The sequence below is a fragment of the Paracoccus sp. DMF-8 genome (genome assembly GCF_029309835.1).
Lineage (GTDB): Bacteria > Pseudomonadota > Alphaproteobacteria > Rhodobacterales > Rhodobacteraceae > Paracoccus.
In genome coordinates, this window is sequence record NZ_JARJHL010000017.1 from 269,965 (window position 1) to 286,565 (window position 16,601).

15 protein-coding genes are annotated in these 16,601 nt (G+C 64.3%); 5 read left to right on the forward strand and 10 right to left on the reverse strand.

Annotated features, from left to right (window positions below; translation table 11 throughout):
- Positions 1-40: 40 nt before the first annotated feature.
- The 4 genes from PE067_RS19360 to PE067_RS19375 all read right to left on the reverse strand — a co-directional run bounded on the left by PE067_RS19360 (position 41) and on the right by PE067_RS19375 (position 5,049).
- Positions 41-337, reverse strand: coding sequence for a DUF4286 family protein (locus tag PE067_RS19360; protein ID WP_276191368.1), 297 nt, complete (start codon positions 335-337; stop codon positions 41-43).
- Positions 334-2,178 carry an FAD-dependent oxidoreductase gene (locus PE067_RS19365; RefSeq protein WP_276191370.1) on the reverse strand — a complete coding sequence of 615 codons (1,845 nt, stop codon included), beginning with the start codon at positions 2,176-2,178 and terminating at the stop codon, positions 334-336. The genes PE067_RS19360 and PE067_RS19365 overlap by 4 nt, the downstream gene beginning before the upstream one ends.
- Positions 2,178-3,818 (reverse strand): GMC family oxidoreductase N-terminal domain-containing protein, encoded by a 1,641-nt coding sequence (locus tag PE067_RS19370; protein WP_276191372.1) that lies wholly within the window; start codon positions 3,816-3,818, stop codon positions 2,178-2,180. The genes PE067_RS19365 and PE067_RS19370 overlap by 1 nt, the downstream gene beginning before the upstream one ends.
- A gap of 103 nt (positions 3,819-3,921) precedes the next feature.
- Complete coding sequence (locus PE067_RS19375) at positions 3,922-5,049, reverse strand: ABC transporter substrate-binding protein (RefSeq protein WP_276191373.1); 1,128 nt, start codon at positions 5,047-5,049, stop codon at positions 3,922-3,924.
- Between the two features lie 206 nt (positions 5,050-5,255).
- On the opposite strand from PE067_RS19375, the gene PE067_RS19380 reads away from it, so the two are divergent.
- Genes PE067_RS19380 through PE067_RS19400 form a run of 5 tightly spaced genes read left to right on the forward strand, consistent with a single transcriptional unit; the run spans position 5,256 to position 8,496 of the window.
- Positions 5,256-6,146, forward strand: coding sequence for a branched-chain amino acid ABC transporter permease (locus PE067_RS19380; RefSeq protein ID WP_276191374.1), 891 nt, complete (start codon positions 5,256-5,258; stop codon positions 6,144-6,146).
- On the forward strand, positions 6,146-6,622 hold the full coding sequence (locus PE067_RS19385) for a branched-chain amino acid ABC transporter permease (RefSeq protein WP_276191375.1): 477 nt from the start codon (positions 6,146-6,148) through the stop codon (positions 6,620-6,622). Before PE067_RS19380 ends, PE067_RS19385 begins: the two co-directional genes overlap by 1 nt.
- Positions 6,623-6,626: 4 nt before the next feature.
- Complete coding sequence (locus PE067_RS19390; protein ID WP_276191376.1) at positions 6,627-7,028, forward strand: branched-chain amino acid ABC transporter permease; 402 nt, start codon at positions 6,627-6,629, stop codon at positions 7,026-7,028.
- Entirely contained in the window at positions 7,025-7,783 is a 759-nt protein-coding gene (locus tag PE067_RS19395) for an ABC transporter ATP-binding protein (RefSeq protein ID WP_276191377.1), read from the forward strand. The genes PE067_RS19390 and PE067_RS19395 overlap by 4 nt, the downstream gene beginning before the upstream one ends.
- A complete protein-coding gene (locus PE067_RS19400) occupies positions 7,783-8,496 on the forward strand; it encodes an ABC transporter ATP-binding protein (RefSeq protein WP_276191378.1) in 714 nt (237 codons plus the stop codon). The genes PE067_RS19395 and PE067_RS19400 overlap by 1 nt, the downstream gene beginning before the upstream one ends.
- Positions 8,497-8,563: 67 nt before the next feature.
- Here the strand turns inward: PE067_RS19400 and PE067_RS19405 are convergent, their stop codons facing one another.
- The 6 genes from PE067_RS19405 to PE067_RS19430 form a co-directional block, all read right to left on the reverse strand.
- Positions 8,564-9,748, reverse strand: a complete 1,185-nt coding sequence (locus tag PE067_RS19405; protein WP_276191380.1) for an FAD-dependent oxidoreductase — start codon at positions 9,746-9,748, stop codon at positions 8,564-8,566.
- 230 nt (positions 9,749-9,978) lie between these two features.
- Positions 9,979-12,912 carry an FAD-binding and (Fe-S)-binding domain-containing protein gene (locus PE067_RS19410; RefSeq protein WP_276191381.1) on the reverse strand — a complete coding sequence of 978 codons (2,934 nt, stop codon included), beginning with the start codon at positions 12,910-12,912 and terminating at the stop codon, positions 9,979-9,981.
- Between the two features lie 237 nt (positions 12,913-13,149).
- A complete protein-coding gene (locus PE067_RS19415; RefSeq protein ID WP_276191382.1) occupies positions 13,150-13,830 on the reverse strand; it encodes a GntR family transcriptional regulator in 681 nt (226 codons plus the stop codon).
- A gap of 108 nt (positions 13,831-13,938) precedes the next feature.
- Positions 13,939-14,631 (reverse strand): GntR family transcriptional regulator, encoded by a 693-nt coding sequence (locus tag PE067_RS19420; RefSeq protein ID WP_276191383.1) that lies wholly within the window; start codon positions 14,629-14,631, stop codon positions 13,939-13,941.
- A 122-nt stretch (positions 14,632-14,753) separates the two neighbouring features.
- A complete protein-coding gene (locus tag PE067_RS19425) occupies positions 14,754-15,179 on the reverse strand; it encodes a heme-binding protein (protein WP_276191385.1) in 426 nt (141 codons plus the stop codon).
- Positions 15,180-15,404: 225 nt separating this feature from the next.
- Complete coding sequence (locus PE067_RS19430; RefSeq protein ID WP_276191386.1) at positions 15,405-16,592, reverse strand: aminotransferase class V-fold PLP-dependent enzyme; 1,188 nt, start codon at positions 16,590-16,592, stop codon at positions 15,405-15,407.
- Between the last annotated feature and the right edge of the window lie 9 nt (positions 16,593-16,601).

The window sequence follows — 16,601 nt, forward strand, 5'->3', positions numbered from 1 at the left end:
GTGGCCATGCGGGGCGCCCCGCGCGGGGCAAAGACCAGCGTCAGCCGTTCAGGGTCCAGCGCGTCGAGATCGGCATCAGGGCGTGCCGCCGCGTGCCCCGCATATCCTCGATCAGCGCGGCGAGATCCTCGGTTTCGACCTCGTAAAAGGCGAAATAACCGTAGGGATGGGGCGGGTCCATGCGCTGCACGGGCGCCAGATCATAGCGCTGCGCGGACAGCACGCCGGGGATCGCCAGCACATTCGGGATGTGGCGGTTGTCATACCAGTCGTTGAATTCCGCCTCTTGCCCCGGTTTCGGATTGGTCAGGACGGCGATCACGAAACGCGCGCTCATGCCCGGTCACCCCCAAGGGTCGCGAAGGAAAACGGATGGCTGTCGTCATTCACCTCAAGCAGTTCCAGCACATTGCCATCCGGGTCGTGCCCATAGACCGAGGCATGGGTCGGCCGCCGCTGCGGGTCCGAACGAAAGCGGATGCCAAGGGCCTGCAGCCGCGCGACCTCTGATTCCAGATCGCGGACATGCAGGCCCAGATGGGTGATGCCGTGGTCCTGAATCCGGCGGTTCAGGGGCGCGGGTTCGGGGCTGGAAAACTCGAACAGTTCCAGAAAGCAGTTGCCCGCGCGCAGCTTGGCCTGACGCGCGGCCGAGCCGTTCAGCGCCATGATCGTGTCGGGCAGCGCCGTGCCCCGGGGCCAGTCCATGCGCGAAGCGACGGTAAAGCCCAGGACATCGCAGTAAAACGCCAGCGCCCGATCCAGATCGGGGGTGGAAATCGCGGCGTGATGGATGCCAAGGATCATGATTTCGCCTCTGCCGCTGCGTTGGTGCCCGCCACCCGGCCGAAGACGATGGCATTGCCGATGGATGCGCCGCCCCCCGCATAGCAGGGACCGAACATGCCGCCGGTGGTTTCGCCCGCCGCATACAGGCCGGGGATGGGGCGGTCGGACTGGTCCAGCACGCGCGCCTCTGGGTCGATGCGCAGGCCCGTTCCGGTCCAGCAGACGATCGCCGGGGCGGATGCGCGCGCCGTAAAGAGGCGGGGTCGCGATAGGTTTCAGATGCTCGCCGGGCTTGAAGAAATGCGCGTCTTCACCCAATTCGGCGGCGCGGTTGGTTGCGGCGACGGTGGTGGCAAGGGTCGCGGCGTCGATGCCAAGCTGCGCGGCCAGCCCCTCCAGCGTGTCCGATTGCGCGATCTGGCCCTGCGCGATGAAATGCGCCAGCCGATCCGCCGACCAGTTCGGCGCGGTCTGGGATTTGGCCACCGCCCGCGCGGCTTCGTCAAAGATCGAGAAACATTCCCGCGCGGTCTGTTCGTTCAACAATTCCGACAGGATCGAATATTCGCAGGATTCATCGACGAAACGCCGCCCTTCGTGGGTGACATGGATCAGCGAGGGCGGCAGGTAGGTTTCCAACTCCTTGGCCCAGCCCGGCGTCATCAGCAACAGCCCGCGGTCCGGCCGGGTGATGCCCGCGCCGATGCCGCGCCCGATGCGGATGCCGTCGCCCTGCGCATGGGTCGAACCGATATACCACGACAGATCGCCCTGCAGCGCGGCGGTCGGGAACAGTTCCGCCAGCAACTGCCGGTTCGCGCCAAAGCCGCCCGTCGCCAGGACCACCGCCCCCGCCGTCACCGGGTCGCCGTCGATGGTGATGCCGCGCACCCGGCCATCCTGAACCAGCAGGCCCTGCACCCGCGTCCGCAGCGCGATGTCGACGGGCAGATCGGTCAGCGAACCTTCCAGAACCTCGGCGATTTCGGCGCCATGACCCTCGGCGCGGTGGCCGCGACGGATCTTGTCCACGCCCGAGCAATACAGGTTGTCCTGCGGGAAACGGACACCAAGCGAAACCAGCCATTCAAAACCGGGCGTCGCGTCATAGCACAGGCGGCGCACCAGCGCGGGGTCCAGCTTGTATTGGTTGATGTGCAGGTAATAGCGATACATCGCCTCTGGCGTGTCATCGATCCCGGCGGCGCGTTGCAGCGATGTGCCCGCCGCGTAAAACACCCCGCCCGACAGCGCGGTCGAGCCGCCCGCCCGGTCGCCCGCATCGACCAGCAGCACGCGCGCGCCACCCTGTGCGGCCATATGCGCCGCCGACAGCCCGGCCCCGCCCGCGCCGACGACGATCACGTCGTAATCGTTTTCGCTGGTCATCATGCTGCTCCGCTTGTCTGAATTCGGCCGGCCGCCGCGTCTTCGAGGATCATGGCCGCGCATTTTTCCCCGATCATGATCGAGGGCGCATTGGTATTGCCCGCAGGCAGGCTTGGCATGATCGAGGCATCCGCGACGTAAAGCCCGCCGATACCATGGACCCGCAGCCGGTGATCGACCACCCCGCCCGCGCTGGCAGGGCGCATCGCGCAGGACCCGACGGGATGCAGGTTCGCGATGCCATTGCCGCGCAGCCAGTCGGTGATTTCGTCATCGGTCCGGACATCGGGACCGGGCCGGATTTCTCCCGCCATGTAGCGCGCCAGCGCGGGCTGGCTGGCGATATTGCGCACGATGCGGACGGCATTGACCATGGCCATGCGGTCGACCTCGTCACGGAAAAAATTGTGGCGGATGACCGGGTCGGCAAAGGGATCGGCATTGCGCAGCCGCACCTCGCCGGTGGCGACCGGGTCCAGATGCACCGGGCTCATGGTAAAGCCGGGGAAATCATGGACATGCATGCCCTTTTTATCGCGCGAGGCGACCGACCAGATATTCGTGTTGATCTGCAGATTGGGCCTGTCGCGGGTGTCGTCGGTGCGGGTGAAGACCCCGGCAAAGATGCCGTTTGCCGCCAGCGGACCCCGCCGCGCCAGCACATATTGCGCCCCCGCGATGACCTGACGCAGCGGGCTGCGCGCCAGTTCGTTGATCGTCACCGGCTCATGGCAGCGAAAGATGATCGAGGCATAGAAATGATCGCGCAGCCGGGATCCGACGCCGGGCAGATCATGGACGACCCCGATGCCATGGCTTTGCAGATGATCCGCCGGGCCGATGCCCGACAGTTGCAGCAGTTGCGGCGAACCGAACGACCCGCCGCTGACGACAACCCCGCGCCGCGCGCGGGCGCGCCGGATCTGGCCGTTCTGGCGATATTCGATGCCGATGCAGTCGCGCCCCTGAAACAGCAGCCGCGTCGCATGGGCGCCGGTGTCGATGCGCAGGTTGCGCCCGGCCCTGGACAGATAGGCCCGCGCCGAATTGCAGCGGCGGCGGTTGCGGGTGGTGGTCTGGAACAGGCCCGTGCCCTCTTGCCGGGCGCCGTTGAAATCGGGATTGGCGGGGATGCCGGTCTGCTTTGCCGCCTCAATGATCGCCAGCGCGACGGGCGAGGGGTTGGGCTGGTCCGACACGGCCAGCGGCCCGCCGGTGCCGTGATATTCATCCGCGCCTCGGCCCTGATCCTCGGCCTTGCGGAAAAAGGGCAGGACGTCGTGCCAGCCCCATCCCGGATTGCCCATCTGCGCCCAGGTATCGTAATCATTCGGATGGCCGCGCACATACAGCATGCCGTTGATGGAACTGGTCCCGCCCAGCACCTTGCCGCGCGGGTTGTACATGGGGCGGTTGTTCAGCTCGGATTCCGGTTCGGATTCGAACATCCAGTTCACCTTGGGATTGGTGAACAGCATCGGATAGCCCATCGGGACCTTGATCCAGAACGCGCTGTCCGCAGGCCCCGCCTCTAGCAGCAACACGCGGTGCCTGCCCGATTCCGCCAGCCGCCCGGCGACGGCACAGCCCGCCGAACCGGCGCCCGAGACGATAAAATCGAATTCGCTGTCGAACTGCATTCGTTTCCCCCTGTCCGGCCCCCCTGCCCGGCCCGCTGCCGGATCGCCGCCGGATCGCAGGGCGGGCCAAAAGGCCCGCCCGCATCATGTCGGATCGCTGCGACTACAGATCGTCGGGACGGACGAATTGCCCATCCTTGACGGTCAGGATCCCCATGCCGAAATTCGCGGCGCGATCTTCGGTAAAGTTGTAGGTGCCCTGCCCCACGACGACCGGCACATCCTTGATCGAGGCCAGCGCGTCGCGCAGCTCTTCGCGCGTCGCATCCGGCCCGGCGCGGCGCAGCGCATCGGCAAAGACCAGCATCGTCGAATAGCCCTGCGGCGCCCAGTTGTCGGCCTCGACCCCGGTGCGGGCCTTGTAGGCTTCGGCAAAGGCGCGGGATTCGTCGTTGAACCCGCCCGGCGTCCATTCGCCGATCACCGTGACGCCCTCGACCGCGCCGCCACCGGTGTTCAGGAATTCGGGCGAGGCCAGCGATTGCAGGCCAAAGATCTGCACCGCCGGATCAAGCCCGGCCTGTTTGAACTGCATAATCAGATTGGCGCCAAGCGCGGCGGGCGTCGCCACGAACATGCAGTCGATATCGCTTTGCGCGACCTTCACCGCCTGCGCGGAAAAGTCGATATCGGCCAGCTTCACCCCTTCCAGCGATGCCTCGACCCCGTGTTCCTTGGCCGTGTTCATGAAGACATTGGCCATGGCGACATAGGCCTCGTTGTCCAAGACGCTGACGACGGTGCATTTCTTTACCCCGCGCGTTTCCGCCGCATAGATCGCGATGGGCGGCGTGGCGATGGCCGGGGATTGCGAAAACGGGAAGGACCACGGCCCCGCGCCCGGCACGGCGTCATTGTTCGACTGGATATAGGCCGGGATCTGCAGGTCATTGGCGGCGGCCGCGGCGGCCAGGCCGATTGCGCCGGTGGTCGGCCCGATGATCGCCAGATTGGTCGGATCGGCCGCGCGCCGGGCCAGCAGCGACAGCGCCTGTCCGCGTTCGCCCGCGTCGTCATCCAGCGTATAGGTGATGGTGACGCCTTCGCCGGCCAACCCCTTGGCGTTGATTTCCTCGATCCCCATGACCGCGCCATCGGCGATGCCGCGCCCGATAAAGGCCGGGCTGCCGGTCAGCGACTGGATGATCGCGACCTTCACCTCTTTGGCGAAAGCCATCGGCGTGAATGCCGTGGTTGCGGCCAGCGCCGCCATGAACACCCTGATTGTCATTCCTGTTCCTCCCCAGTTCGGGCCCAGATCGGGCCTGCGCCCCTTGGCTGCTGGCGGCTACGGCAGATGCAGCAGCGTCACCACAGCGGCGTTTGATTCGCCTCGTATAAAAAAACACATTACACCAGTTATTGTATACACAAATATGCTCCCATGAATTATAAGAACAGGAATCCGCATCGCAACCACCAAGGGAGGAGAGGTTTGTGTTCTTGCAGCAAGTTGTGAACGGGCTGATAATCGGCGGCGTCTACGCATTGTTTGCGTTGGGCTTTACCCTGATTTTCGGCATACACAAGATCATGAACCTGGCCCATGGCGGCATCTTCATGACCGGGGCATTCATCGGGTTGTATTCGGTTCAGGCAGGTTTGCCGATCTGGGTCGCCTTCATTCTGGCGATGATCGGCGCGGGGCTGGTGTCGGTCATCATCGAAGTCACCGCCTTTCGCCGCCTGCGCCAAAGCGGCGAGGTCGAATTCAGCGCACTGATTTCATCCATCGGCGCCAATCTGGTGCTGGTGTCGATTGCGCAGATCCTGTCCAGGACGCAGGTGCTGCGCTTTCCCTTCGACACCTTTCCGATCATCATCTTTTCGTTCTGGGGGCTGCGGGTTTCGGCGCTGCAACTGGCCATCGCGCTGCTGGCGCTGGTGCTGGTCGGCGTGATGTCGTGGTATCTGTACAAGACCGCCTTTGGCCGTCAGGTCCGCGCGGTCGCGCAGAACGAACGCGCCGCGCTGCTGTCGGGGATCCGGCCCGGCGCGATCTATTTCCAGACCTTCATGCTGTCGGGGATGCTGGCCGGTGCGGCCGGGGTGCTGGTCGGGCTGGCCTTCAACTCGATCCATTTCATGATGGGCGATCCCTTTCTGCTGCGCGGCTTTGTCGTGGTGATTCTGGGCGGGCTTGGGTCGGTTGCCGGGGCGCTGGTCGCCTCGCTTGGCTTTGGCGTGCTGCAAACGCTGAGCATCGCCTATCTGTCGGCCAGCCTGTCCGACATCATCATCTTCGGCCTGCTGTTCGTCGTCCTGCTGCTGCGCCCCAACGGGCTGTTCGGCAAGGATGAGGCGGGCGTCTTGCGGGGGCGTCGCTGATGGAAAGCCTGCTGAGTTTCCGCCCGCTGTTCGATCTGTTCCTGATCCATCTGGGTTTCGCCTATTCGCAATATATCGTGCTGCGCGCCGGTGCCTTTTCCATCGGCAATATCGGCCTGTCGGCGATCGGCGCCTATACCGCCGCGATCCTGACCGTCCAGTATGGCCTGCCTCTGCCGGTCACGCTGGCGGCAGGCGCCTTCATGGGGCTGGTCTTTGGCATGCTGCTGGCCATTCCGCTGGCGCGGCTGCGCGGCGTCTATCAGGCGATTGCCTCGCTGGCCTTTGTCCAGATCGTGCTGTCGTCGAACCTGTATGCCGAAAACATCACCGGCGGCGCCATGGGCTATTCCGGCATCCCGAAAATCGCCGGGACCTGGACGCTGCTGATCTGCACGGCGGCGACCCTTTACGTGATGTTCGCCATCTCGCGCTCACGCGCTTGGCCGGGCCTTCGACGCCGTGCGCGAGGATGAGGGCATGGCCGTGTCGCTTGGCATCAACGCGACGCGCACCCAGACCATCGCCTATGCGATTTCCGGCCTGATCGCCGGGCTGTTCGGCAGTCTGGAGGCGCTGCATTCCTATGCCATCGAACCCAATCAGTTCGGCTTCCACCTGATCATCGTCATCCTGTCCTATGTCGTCCTTGGCGGTCGGCGCAGTGTCTGGGGGCCGCTGGTCGGCGTGGCGCTGCTGATCGCGCTGCCCGAAATCTCGCGGCCTTTGGCGGATGCGCGGATCATGATCTACGGCCTGATCCTGATGGTGATGATGAACTTCATGCCGCGCGGCATCGTCGACACGCTGATCGCATGGCGCGAAAACCGCAAAAGCACGGCGGCACAATCCGCGACACGTCAGGCAGAGGTGAAGGGATGACCGATCTTGTTCTTGAAAAGGTGAACAAAAACTTTGGCGGCGTCACCGCGTCGAGGGATGTGTCGATGCAGGTTCCTGCGGGCCGGATCACCGGGCTGATCGGGCCGAACGGCGCGGGCAAGACGACGCTGATCAACCTGATCACCGGCATGTTGTCGCTGAGTTCGGGCAAGGTGATGTTCGGCGGGCGCGACATCTCGCATGATGCCGCCGACAAGGTGGCACGCGCCGGGATGGGGCGGACCTTCCAGAACATCCGCCTGCAAAAAGAGGCCAGCGTTCTGGCCAATGTCATGGTGGGCTATCACCGCCATGAAACCTGTTCGCTGCTGTCGGCGATTCTGGGCCTGCCCTCATCACGGCGCGAGGATGCCGAACTGCGCCGCCGCACCATGGCCCTGCTGGAGCGGTTCGACATGACCGAACATGCGCAAAGCCATGCCGGCAGCCTCGCCTATGGCCATCAGCGCAAGGTCGAGATGATGCGCGCGCTGGCGACCGATCCGGACCTGATCCTGCTGGACGAACCCGTCGCCGGGATGAACGATGTCGAGGCGCTGCATCTGGGCCGGATCTTTCGCCGCCTTGCCGATGAGGGCAAGGCGATCCTGCTGATCGAACACAATATGCGTTTCGTCCGGGAGCTGTGCGATTACGTCTATGTGCTGGACGGCGGGCGCCTGATCGCCGAGGGCAAGCCCCGCGACGTGGTCGCCGACCCCGCCGTCATCGCCGCCTATCTGGGGGAGGAATGATGCTGCTTTCCATTGACGACATCCACGCCTCTTACAGCGGGATCCGCGCGCTGGACGGTGTGTCGCTGCACATCGCCAAGGGCGAGATGGTGGCGCTGATCGGCCCCAATGGCGCGGGCAAATCGACGCTGCTGAACTGCATCAGCGGCATCGTCACGCCGACCGCAGGCTCGATCAAGGTCGAGGGGGTGGAACTGGTGCGCAAGCCCGCACGGGCGATTTCGCGCATGGGCGTGCTGCAATCGCCCGAAGGCCGGCAGGTTCTGCCCGACATGTCGGTGCTGGAAAACCTGATGGTCGGCGCGAATGCCCTGCACGGCCGCGCGCCGACCCATGACCTTGGCGACGTCTATCGCCTGTTCCCGATTCTGGATGAACGGCGCGAACAGATGGCGGGTTCGCTGTCGGGCGGCCAGCAGCAGATGCTGGCCATCGGGCGGGCGCTGATGGGCGGGCCGAACATCCTGCTGCTGGACGAACCCAGCCTTGGGCTGGCTCCGGTCATCGTCCAGCAGGTGTTCGACGCGCTGGCCCGGCTGCGTCAGGACGGGATGACGATCCTGCTGGTCGAACAGAATGCCCGCAAGGCGCTGCAATTTTCGGACCGCGCCTATGTCATCGAACATGGCCGCGTCGTCACCCAGGGGAGCAGCAGCGAGCTGGCGCATAATGACGACATTCTGGCGCATTACATGGGGACCGGCGGCCACTGACCGCTTGCGCAACGCAAAACGGCCCGAGGCATCGCCTCGGGCCGTTTTCTTCATGGTTGACGTGCTGTTACGCCGGGGCCGTTTCGCTTTCCAGATCGCGGCGCGCGCGCATATGTTCGGCGGGCATATTCACGGTTTCGACGCAGACCAGCCGGTCGCCGCGATAGCTGCGCACGATCAGCTTGCCCGCATCCGGATCGGCGCCGGTGTCGAAACGGTCGGCGCCGTGGCGCAGCCCGGCGATCTGCAGCTTGGCCGTGCCCTGATCGCTCCAGAACCAGGCGGATTTGCGATAAGGTTCAGGCTGGCCCAGCAAGCGCGCGGCAAGGTTTTTCGCCTGATCGACCGCCGCCTGAACCGATTCCAGCCGCAGATGCGGACCATCCGGACCATGTTGGACATTGGCGCAATCGCCAATCGCCGAAATCGCCGGATCGCTGGTCGCAAGGAAGCAATCCGTGACGATGCCGTTGTCGATCCGCAGCCCGGCATCCCGCGCCAGATCGTCATTCGGCACGATGCCCGCCGCGATCAGCACCGCATCGGCATCGACAATGGTGCCGCAGCCCAGTTCGACACCCGCGACCTTGCCACCGGCATCGGGCAGGATGCGCCGGACGGTTTCTTGCAGATGGATATCGGCCCCCGCCGCGCGATGCAGGGACAGGAAATGATCCGACACCTGCGGCGAAACCGCGCGCGCCATCAGCCGCCCTGCCGCCTCCAGCAGGGTGCCCCGCAGCCCTGCCGCACGGAACACCGCCGCCGCCTCCAGCCCGATAAAGCCGCCGCCGATGATCGCGACATGGCGCGCGCTGCCGGCCAGCGACCGCATCCGGTCGGCGTCCTGAAGCCCGCGCAGCATCAGCACCCCGGCGAGATCGGCGCCCGGAATGGACAGCACCCGGTTGCGCGCGCCGGTCGCCAGCACAAGATGGCCATAATCCACGACCTCTCCCCCCGCCAGCCGGATCTGCCGCGCGTCCCGGTCAATCGACACGACGCGGGCAGAGGTGCGGATCTCGATCGCGTTCTTGTCGTAGAAATCCTGCTTGCGCAGCAAAAGCCGCTCGGGCTGGCCATCCTTGAAATAGGCCTTGGACAGCGGCGGGCGGCTGTAGGGCAAAAAAGGCTCGTCGCCGATCAGAACGATCCGCCCCGCGTAACCGCCCTGACGCAGGCTGATCGCCAACTGGCTGGCCGCCTGACCTGCGCCAATGGCAACCACGGAATCTGGCGCGTTTTCGGACATCTGACACTCCGTCGGTTTGAGGATCGGGTTATCGCGGTATGGCCGCAGCCCACGGCTCCACTGTAATCCACCGACAATAAGTATACAATTTTTCATTATTGAAATACTTAAAAAGCCATCCCCGCGCTTTGGACCCGCCCCGCCGCGTCATGACCGGCCACGAATGCCGCCCCAATATCCACGTCCCCCCTGCCCGAACCGAGGCATGAGGAGCCTGCGAAACCCGCGACCTAGCGTTGCAGCGCCTGATCCAGCACGCGGGCGACATGGATCGCCTGTCGCCCCGTACCATCGTGGATCTGGTGACGGCAGCTTGTCCCATCCGCGACGATCAGGTCCCCATCCCCGGCCTTGCGCACAGCGGGCAGCAAGGACAGTTCGGCCATTTTCTTCGACACCTCGATGTTTTCGGCGGCATAGCCAAAGGCGCCCGACATGCCGCAGCACGAGCTTTCGATGACCTTCAGTTCCAGCCCCGGTACGCTGCGCAGGATGGTTTCGACAGGCCCCATCGCGGCAAAGGCCTTTTGATGGCAATGGCCATGCAGATGGGCGATGCGCCCGCCCTGATCGGCCAGCGGCAATTGCACCCTGCCCTGCGCCATGTCGGCGGCCAGCAGTTCCTCTAGCAAGAGCGCCTTGCCCTGGATGAAATCGGTCTGGTCCGGTGGCAACAATGCCGTCATTTCGTCGCGAAAGCTCATGATGCAGGACGGTTCCAGCCCGACGACACGGGCGCCGCGTTCGACAAAGGGGCGCAGGGCGTCCAGCGAGCGCTGCGATTCCGCCCGCGCCGCATCCGTCTGCCCCGAGGCCAGATAGGTCCGGCCGCAGCACATCGGACGGCTGCCGCCCGCGGGCTGGACGCGGTGCAGCCGGTAACCGGCGGCGGTCAGCACACGCTCGGCCGCTTCCAGATTTTCGCGTTCGAAATAGCGGTTGAAGGTGTCGCCGAACAGGACCAGATCGCGGCCATCGCCCCGCACATCATCGGGACGCGCGGGGCTGCGATCCTCGCGCCATGGCCTGCGCCATTCCGGCAGCGTGCGCTGCGCGGAGAAACCCAGCATCCTTTCCGACAGTCTGGCCATCAGGGGAATGCGGTCGCGCAGGTTCAAAAGCGGTGCGATCAGGCTGGCGAAACGCGCATATCGCGGCAGATGCGCGATCAGCCTTTCACGCAAAGGCAGGCCGTGCCTGCCGTAGTAATGGTGCAGGAATTCGATCTTCATACGCGCCATGTCGACGCCGGTCGGGCAATCGCGCTTGCAGCCCTTGCAGGACACGCACAGATCCATCGTCGCCTTCATCTCGGGCGAGGTGAAGGCGTCGGGACCAAGCTGCCCGGAAATCGCCAGCCGCAGCGTATTGGCCCTGCCCCGCGTCAGGTGCTGTTCGTCGCGGGTCGCGCGCCAGGACGGGCACATCGTGCCCCCGGCCAGCTTGCGACAGGTGCCGTTGTTGTTGCACATCTCGACCGCGCCGCCGAACCCGCCCCATTCGGACCAGTCCAGCGCGGGTTTCAAAGGCTGCACCTGATAGCCGGGGCCATAGCGCATCAGGCTGCGGTCATCCATTTTCAGCGGACGGACGATCTTGTTGGGATTCAACCTGTTATGCGGGTCGAATTCATCCTTGACCCGTTCAAAGGCGCGGGTCAGCCGGGCGCCAAACAGGGGCTCGACGAATTCGGAACGCGAAATCCCGTCGCCATGTTCGCCGGAATAGGACCCCTTGTAGCGCCTGACCAATTCCGCCGTTTCTTCGGCGATGGCGCGCATCTTGCGCACGCCGTCGGCGTCTTTCATGTTCAGGATCGGGCGAACATGCAGACAGCCGACCGAGGCATGGGCATACCATGTCCCGACCGTGCCATGCCTGCTGAAAACCTCGGTCACGCCATCGGTATAATCGGCCAGATGTTCCAGCGGCACGGCGCAATCCTCGATGAAGGACACAGGCTTGCCGTCGCCTTTCATCGACATCATGATGTTCAGGCAGGCCTCGCGCACCTCCCACACGGGTTTCTGGCGGGCAGGTTCGACAACCTCGACCACGGCGTCGGGAAAGCCGTAATCGGCCATGCACTGGTCCAGCCGCTTCAGGTCGCCGCGCAGCGCATCCAGATCGTCGCCCGCGAATTCGACCAGCAGCAGACAGTTCGGCCGGCCCCGGGTGATATCGCCCAAGGTCTTGACGAACAAAGGAATATCAGCGCCCAGAACCAGCACATTGTTATCGACCAGCTCGACCGCGACAGGGTCCAGCGCGACGATGTGCTGCGTCGTTTCCATGGCGTCGCGAAAGGTCGGGAAATGGCAGACGCCCATGACGCGGTGTTTCGGCAGGGACGACAGTTTCAGCGTGACGCCGGTGGTCAGGGCCAATGTCCCCTCGGACCCGACCAGCAGATGCGCGTAGTTCGGGGCATCGGGCAGCAATTCATCCAGATTATAGCCGCCGACGCGGCGCTGGACCTTCGGGAAAATCGTCTCGATATCGGTGCGATGCAGCCGGGCCAGATCGGTCAGCCGTTCCATCATGGCGCGGCTGTGCGGCGTCAGCCCGTTCGACAGCGGCCCCGCGCCAAGTGACAGCCGTTCGCCGTCATGCAGCATCGCGTCGATGGCGATGACATTGTCCACCGTCTTGCCGAACCGCAGCGACCGCGCCCCGGACGAGTTGTTGCCGCACATCCCCCCAATCGTGCAGCGCGAGGCGGTCGAGGGTTCGACCGGAAAGAACAGACCATCCTTGCGCAGCATGTCGTTCAGCGTGTTCAGGACCGTGCCGGGCCGGACACGCACCGTCCGCGCCGCCGGGTCATAATCGGTCACGCCATTGAAATAACGCGACATATCCAGAATCAGCCCGCGCCCAATCGGCTGCCCGTTCTGCGAGGTGCCCCCGCCCCGCGCGATCACCGGCACACCATGTTCCGCCGCGACCTGCAAGGCGGCCGCAATATCGTCTTCGTGTTTGGGAAAGGCCACGCCCTTCGGCATGATCTGGTAGATCGAGGCATCCGTCGCATAACGCCCGCGCGTAAAGCTGTCGAAACGCGTTTCACCTTGCAAGGCGTTGGACAAGGCGCGCTCGAATGCCTGATCGCGGGCCTGACTACGTGCGGCAGGTGGAATGCGCTGCGTGTCGGGTCGGGTCATCTGCCTGCACTTTCTATCTGCGTGGCGCGGCGGGCGGTCCGTCGGGCCTGGCCTGAAACAAGGGTATGGGGCTGAAAGACCGCGGCCCTGCGCATTCCGCCGCAAAGCGACCGGCAAGAACCGCATGGGCATGTCCCCCTGCGCAGCGCAAATCCCCCTCCGGCGCTACCGGATCGAGGCTAGCAGCGACAAGAAATGAATTCAATATTTATGTTGGCTAGGAATAAATGAACGCGATCATGGCGCCAATTTGCGCAGAACCGCATCCTTGGTGCTGCGCAGATGCTGAAACAGCAGCCCGGCCAATTCTTCACCCGCGCGGCGGCGCAAGGCATCCAGGATCAGCTCATGTTCTCGAACGGCCTCGCTCCAGCGTTCGCCATGCTCATCGACATTCGCGCCATAGCGGACACGGCGCAACCTGCCCTGCAATGTCCGCGCCATGGACGACAGCGCGAAATTGCCCGCCGATGCAAAGATCTGCTCATGGATCCGCTGATTGCAGGCGAAATAGCCGGGCCGCTCGCCCCGAAGGAAATGGAAATACATCTCTCCGTGAGTTTTCTCAATCTTGTCAAATTCTTCGTCAGATATTCTTTCGCAGGCCAGACGTCCCGCCAGGGCCTCCATCCCGCCCATCAGATCGAAAAGCTCGCCAACTTCGGCAGGGGTCAGCGCCCTGATCCGCGCGCCGCGATTGGGCAGCAATTCGATCAACCCCTCAGAGGCCAGAACCTTCAGCGCCTCGCGCAGGGGGGTGCGCGAAACGCCGAACATCTCGCATAATTCACGCTCGGGGATGCGCGCGCCGTCGGCCAAAGGCCCCTCGACGACATAATCGCGCAACTGCGGCAAAAGCTCTGTATGCAGGGTGCCCAAACGCTCAAGCGCGCCGATTTCCACATCCGGATCGCTCATCTGACGCACCCCCTTAGACCATAGCCAAGGATATCGCGGCACAAAGCCAAGCGCAAATGCGAATAAAATGAATTCAGTTTGACGCCGAACGCGCTTGGCCCAGCAGGATCAGCCGCCCGTCACGCCGCCCCGACGTCCCAGGAACTGCTTGATCGCCGTCAGCTTGTTTTCCAGATGCAGCCGCAACACCTGCGCCAGCTTGTCGCCATCGCGGGCGCGCAGATGGGTCATGATATCTTCGTGTTCCTGCACCGCCTGCGCCCAACGTGCCGGGGTGGTGTTGGCGACATAGCGCGCCCGTTGCACGCGCGCCGACAGCGCCCGGTGATGCGTGGTCAGTGTCGGATTGCGGGCCGCGTCCAGAACAGCTTCGTGGATACGCTGGTTGACGCTGAAATAGCTTTCCAGATCACCGCCACGATAATGGCCCAGCATCTCGTCATGCAGCGCCTGAATTTCGCGGATTTCATCGTCGGTGACATTGCGGCAGGCCAGTTCCCCGGCCAGCGCCTCCAACGCGCCCATGACCGGAAAAACCTCGTCCATGTCCTGCGGGGTGATCAGGCTGACGCGCGCGCCGCGATTGGGTTCCAGCACCACCAGCCCCTCGCTGGCCAGCACTTTCAGCGCCTCTCGCAACGGGGTGCGCGACACGGAACAGGCGTCGCACAGATCCTTTTCCGGGACCTTCACCCCCGGCGGCAGGCTGCCATGAATGATCAGGTCACGAAGAGTCTGGGTCAGCTCTTCGTGCAGGGATTTTCGTCGCAGGTCCTTCGTCGTGTTTGACAGATAGTTCATACAATAATGCCCTGAACCCCTTGCAGGCCCCCCGCCTGTTGCACCGTCTGTTGCACCGTCAAGACGCATCCGGACTCTAGCATTGCCGTCCTGCCACGCGCCAGCCTGTTTTCAGCACTCCTTTAGCCCGGATCGGCGGACAGTCCCAAAGCTTCGATCGCATGGACGGCACAGGCCTCGTCATTGTCCGAGGAATCTCCGGTGATGCCGATGGCGCCGATGATGCCCCCCTGATCGCGGATCAGCACGCCCCCCGGCACCGGGACCAGACTGCCGTCGGCCAGCGCATTCATCGACTGGATGAAATAGGGCTGTTCCTGCGCGCGATTGAACAGCGCGCGCGACCCCAGCCCCATGGCGACGGCCCCGCGCGCCTTGCCCTGCGCGATTTCCGCGCGCAACAGGCTGGTGCCGTCCTGACGCAGCAGCACGACCAGCGCACCGCCCGCGTCCAGCACCGCCACGGTCAGCGGCTTCAGCCCCAGTTCACCTGCGCGCAGCAGACAATGATCGGCCAGTTTCCGGGCCATATTCAAGGTCAGTGTCATTTCAATGCCTTATCAATATGTCGAGATCGTCGCGCCCTGTCAGAACTGGACCGCCGCGCGATGCCACGATCCAGCGCCGTCTCATGACGGCTTTTGTCAGGCGATATCCGTTTCCGCATCGACCAGCCCCGGCAGGCCTTTCCGCGTGCCGAGACCGGCCGGACGCATTCGACCCTGCCGCCCCGCGCGCATCGCATCGGTGATTTCGGGCGGGGCGCACAGGGGTCAGGCGTCGATGCCGGGCGCGGGCGTGTCCTGCAGATATTGCATCGCGACCGCGACGCCGCCCTTGTCATGCGGCACGCCCGCCTTGCCCAAGGCCATCTCGACCCCGCTGAGGGCGCCGATCAGGGTCAGGTCGTTGATGTCGCCCAGATGGCCGATGCGAAACACCTTGTCGGCGACTTTCGACAACCCGCTGCCAAGCGAGATATTGTAGTGATGCAGGGCCTTGGCCCGGAACTGGTCGGCGCTATGGCCTTCGGGCATGACGACCGTGGTCAGGACGCCGCTTTCATGGCCCTGACGGCTGCACAGGACCTCCAGCCCCCATGCGCGGACGGCGGCGCGGGTCGCGGCGGCGTGGCGCTGATGGCGGTCAAAGACGTTTTGCAGCCCTTCCTCGTGGATCATCTTGATCGCATCGACCAGCCCGTAAAGCATGTTCGTCGCGGGCGCATGACGGAAATAGCCGGTCGCGTTGATGCCGATCATGTCCTGCCAGTCCCAATAGGACCGACGGGTGCCGCCGGCCTTGGACGCCGCAAGCGCCTTGGCACTGACGGCGTTGAAGCTGATCCCCGGCGGCAGCATCAGCCCCTTTTGGCTGCCCGACACCGCGACATCGACGCCCCATTCATCGAAACGGAAATCGACCGAGGCAAGGCCCGAAATCGTGTCGACCATCAGCAGCGCCGGATGACCCGCCGCATCCATGGCCCGACGCACATCGGCGATGGGCGACACCGAACCGGTCGAGGTTTCGTTGCGGACGACGCAGACCGCCTTAATTTCGTGGTTGGTATCGGCGCGCAGATGCTGTTCGATCTGGTCGGCATCGGCACCCGAACGCCAGTCGCCACCGATGAATTCGGCGCGGATGCCCAGCTTTTCGGCCATCTTTTTCCACAGCGTCGCGAAATGGCCGGTTTCATACATCAGGACGCGGTCGCCTTCGGTCAGGACGTTGGCCAGCGCAGCTTCCCATGCGCCGGTGCCCGAGGACGGGAAGATCACCACATCCTGCCGGGTCTTGAAGATGGTCTTGATCGCTGAAAGCGCGGCATGGCCCAGTTCCGCGAATTCCGGGCTGCGGTGGTCGATGACCTGCGCCGACATGGCGCGCAATACGCGGTCGGGCACCGGGCTGGGGCCGGGGATTTGCAGAAAGTGGCGGCCGGAAACATGGGTCATGATTCTCTC

What these genes read in the sequence shown, in the direction of transcription:
- PE067_RS19430 (WP_276191386.1), bottom strand. Translation starts at nt 16,592, where the DNA reads ATGACCCATGTTTCCGGCCGCCACTTTCTGCAAATCCCCGGCCCCAGC.
- PE067_RS19375 (WP_276191373.1), bottom strand. Translation starts at nt 5,049, where the DNA reads ATGACAATCAGGGTGTTCATGGCGGCGCTGGCCGCAACCACGGCATTC.
- PE067_RS19390 (WP_276191376.1), top strand. Translation starts at nt 6,627, where the DNA reads ATGGCCGTGTCGCTTGGCATCAACGCGACGCGCACCCAGACCATCGCC.
- PE067_RS19365 (WP_276191370.1), bottom strand. Translation starts at nt 2,178, where the DNA reads ATGACCAGCGAAAACGATTACGACGTGATCGTCGTCGGCGCGGGCGGG.
- PE067_RS19425 (WP_276191385.1), bottom strand. Translation starts at nt 15,179, where the DNA reads ATGACACTGACCTTGAATATGGCCCGGAAACTGGCCGATCATTGTCTG.
- PE067_RS19370 (WP_276191372.1), bottom strand. Translation starts at nt 3,818, where the DNA reads ATGCAGTTCGACAGCGAATTCGATTTTATCGTCTCGGGCGCCGGTTCG.
- PE067_RS19400 (WP_276191378.1), top strand. Translation starts at nt 7,783, where the DNA reads ATGCTGCTTTCCATTGACGACATCCACGCCTCTTACAGCGGGATCCGC.
- PE067_RS19360 (WP_276191368.1), bottom strand. Translation starts at nt 337, where the DNA reads ATGAGCGCGCGTTTCGTGATCGCCGTCCTGACCAATCCGAAACCGGGG.
- PE067_RS19410 (WP_276191381.1), bottom strand. Translation starts at nt 12,912, where the DNA reads ATGACCCGACCCGACACGCAGCGCATTCCACCTGCCGCACGTAGTCAG.
- PE067_RS19385 (WP_276191375.1), top strand. Translation starts at nt 6,146, where the DNA reads ATGGAAAGCCTGCTGAGTTTCCGCCCGCTGTTCGATCTGTTCCTGATC.
- PE067_RS19415 (WP_276191382.1), bottom strand. Translation starts at nt 13,830, where the DNA reads ATGAGCGATCCGGATGTGGAAATCGGCGCGCTTGAGCGTTTGGGCACC.
- PE067_RS19395 (WP_276191377.1), top strand. Translation starts at nt 7,025, where the DNA reads ATGACCGATCTTGTTCTTGAAAAGGTGAACAAAAACTTTGGCGGCGTC.
- PE067_RS19420 (WP_276191383.1), bottom strand. Translation starts at nt 14,631, where the DNA reads ATGAACTATCTGTCAAACACGACGAAGGACCTGCGACGAAAATCCCTG.
- PE067_RS19405 (WP_276191380.1), bottom strand. Translation starts at nt 9,748, where the DNA reads ATGTCCGAAAACGCGCCAGATTCCGTGGTTGCCATTGGCGCAGGTCAG.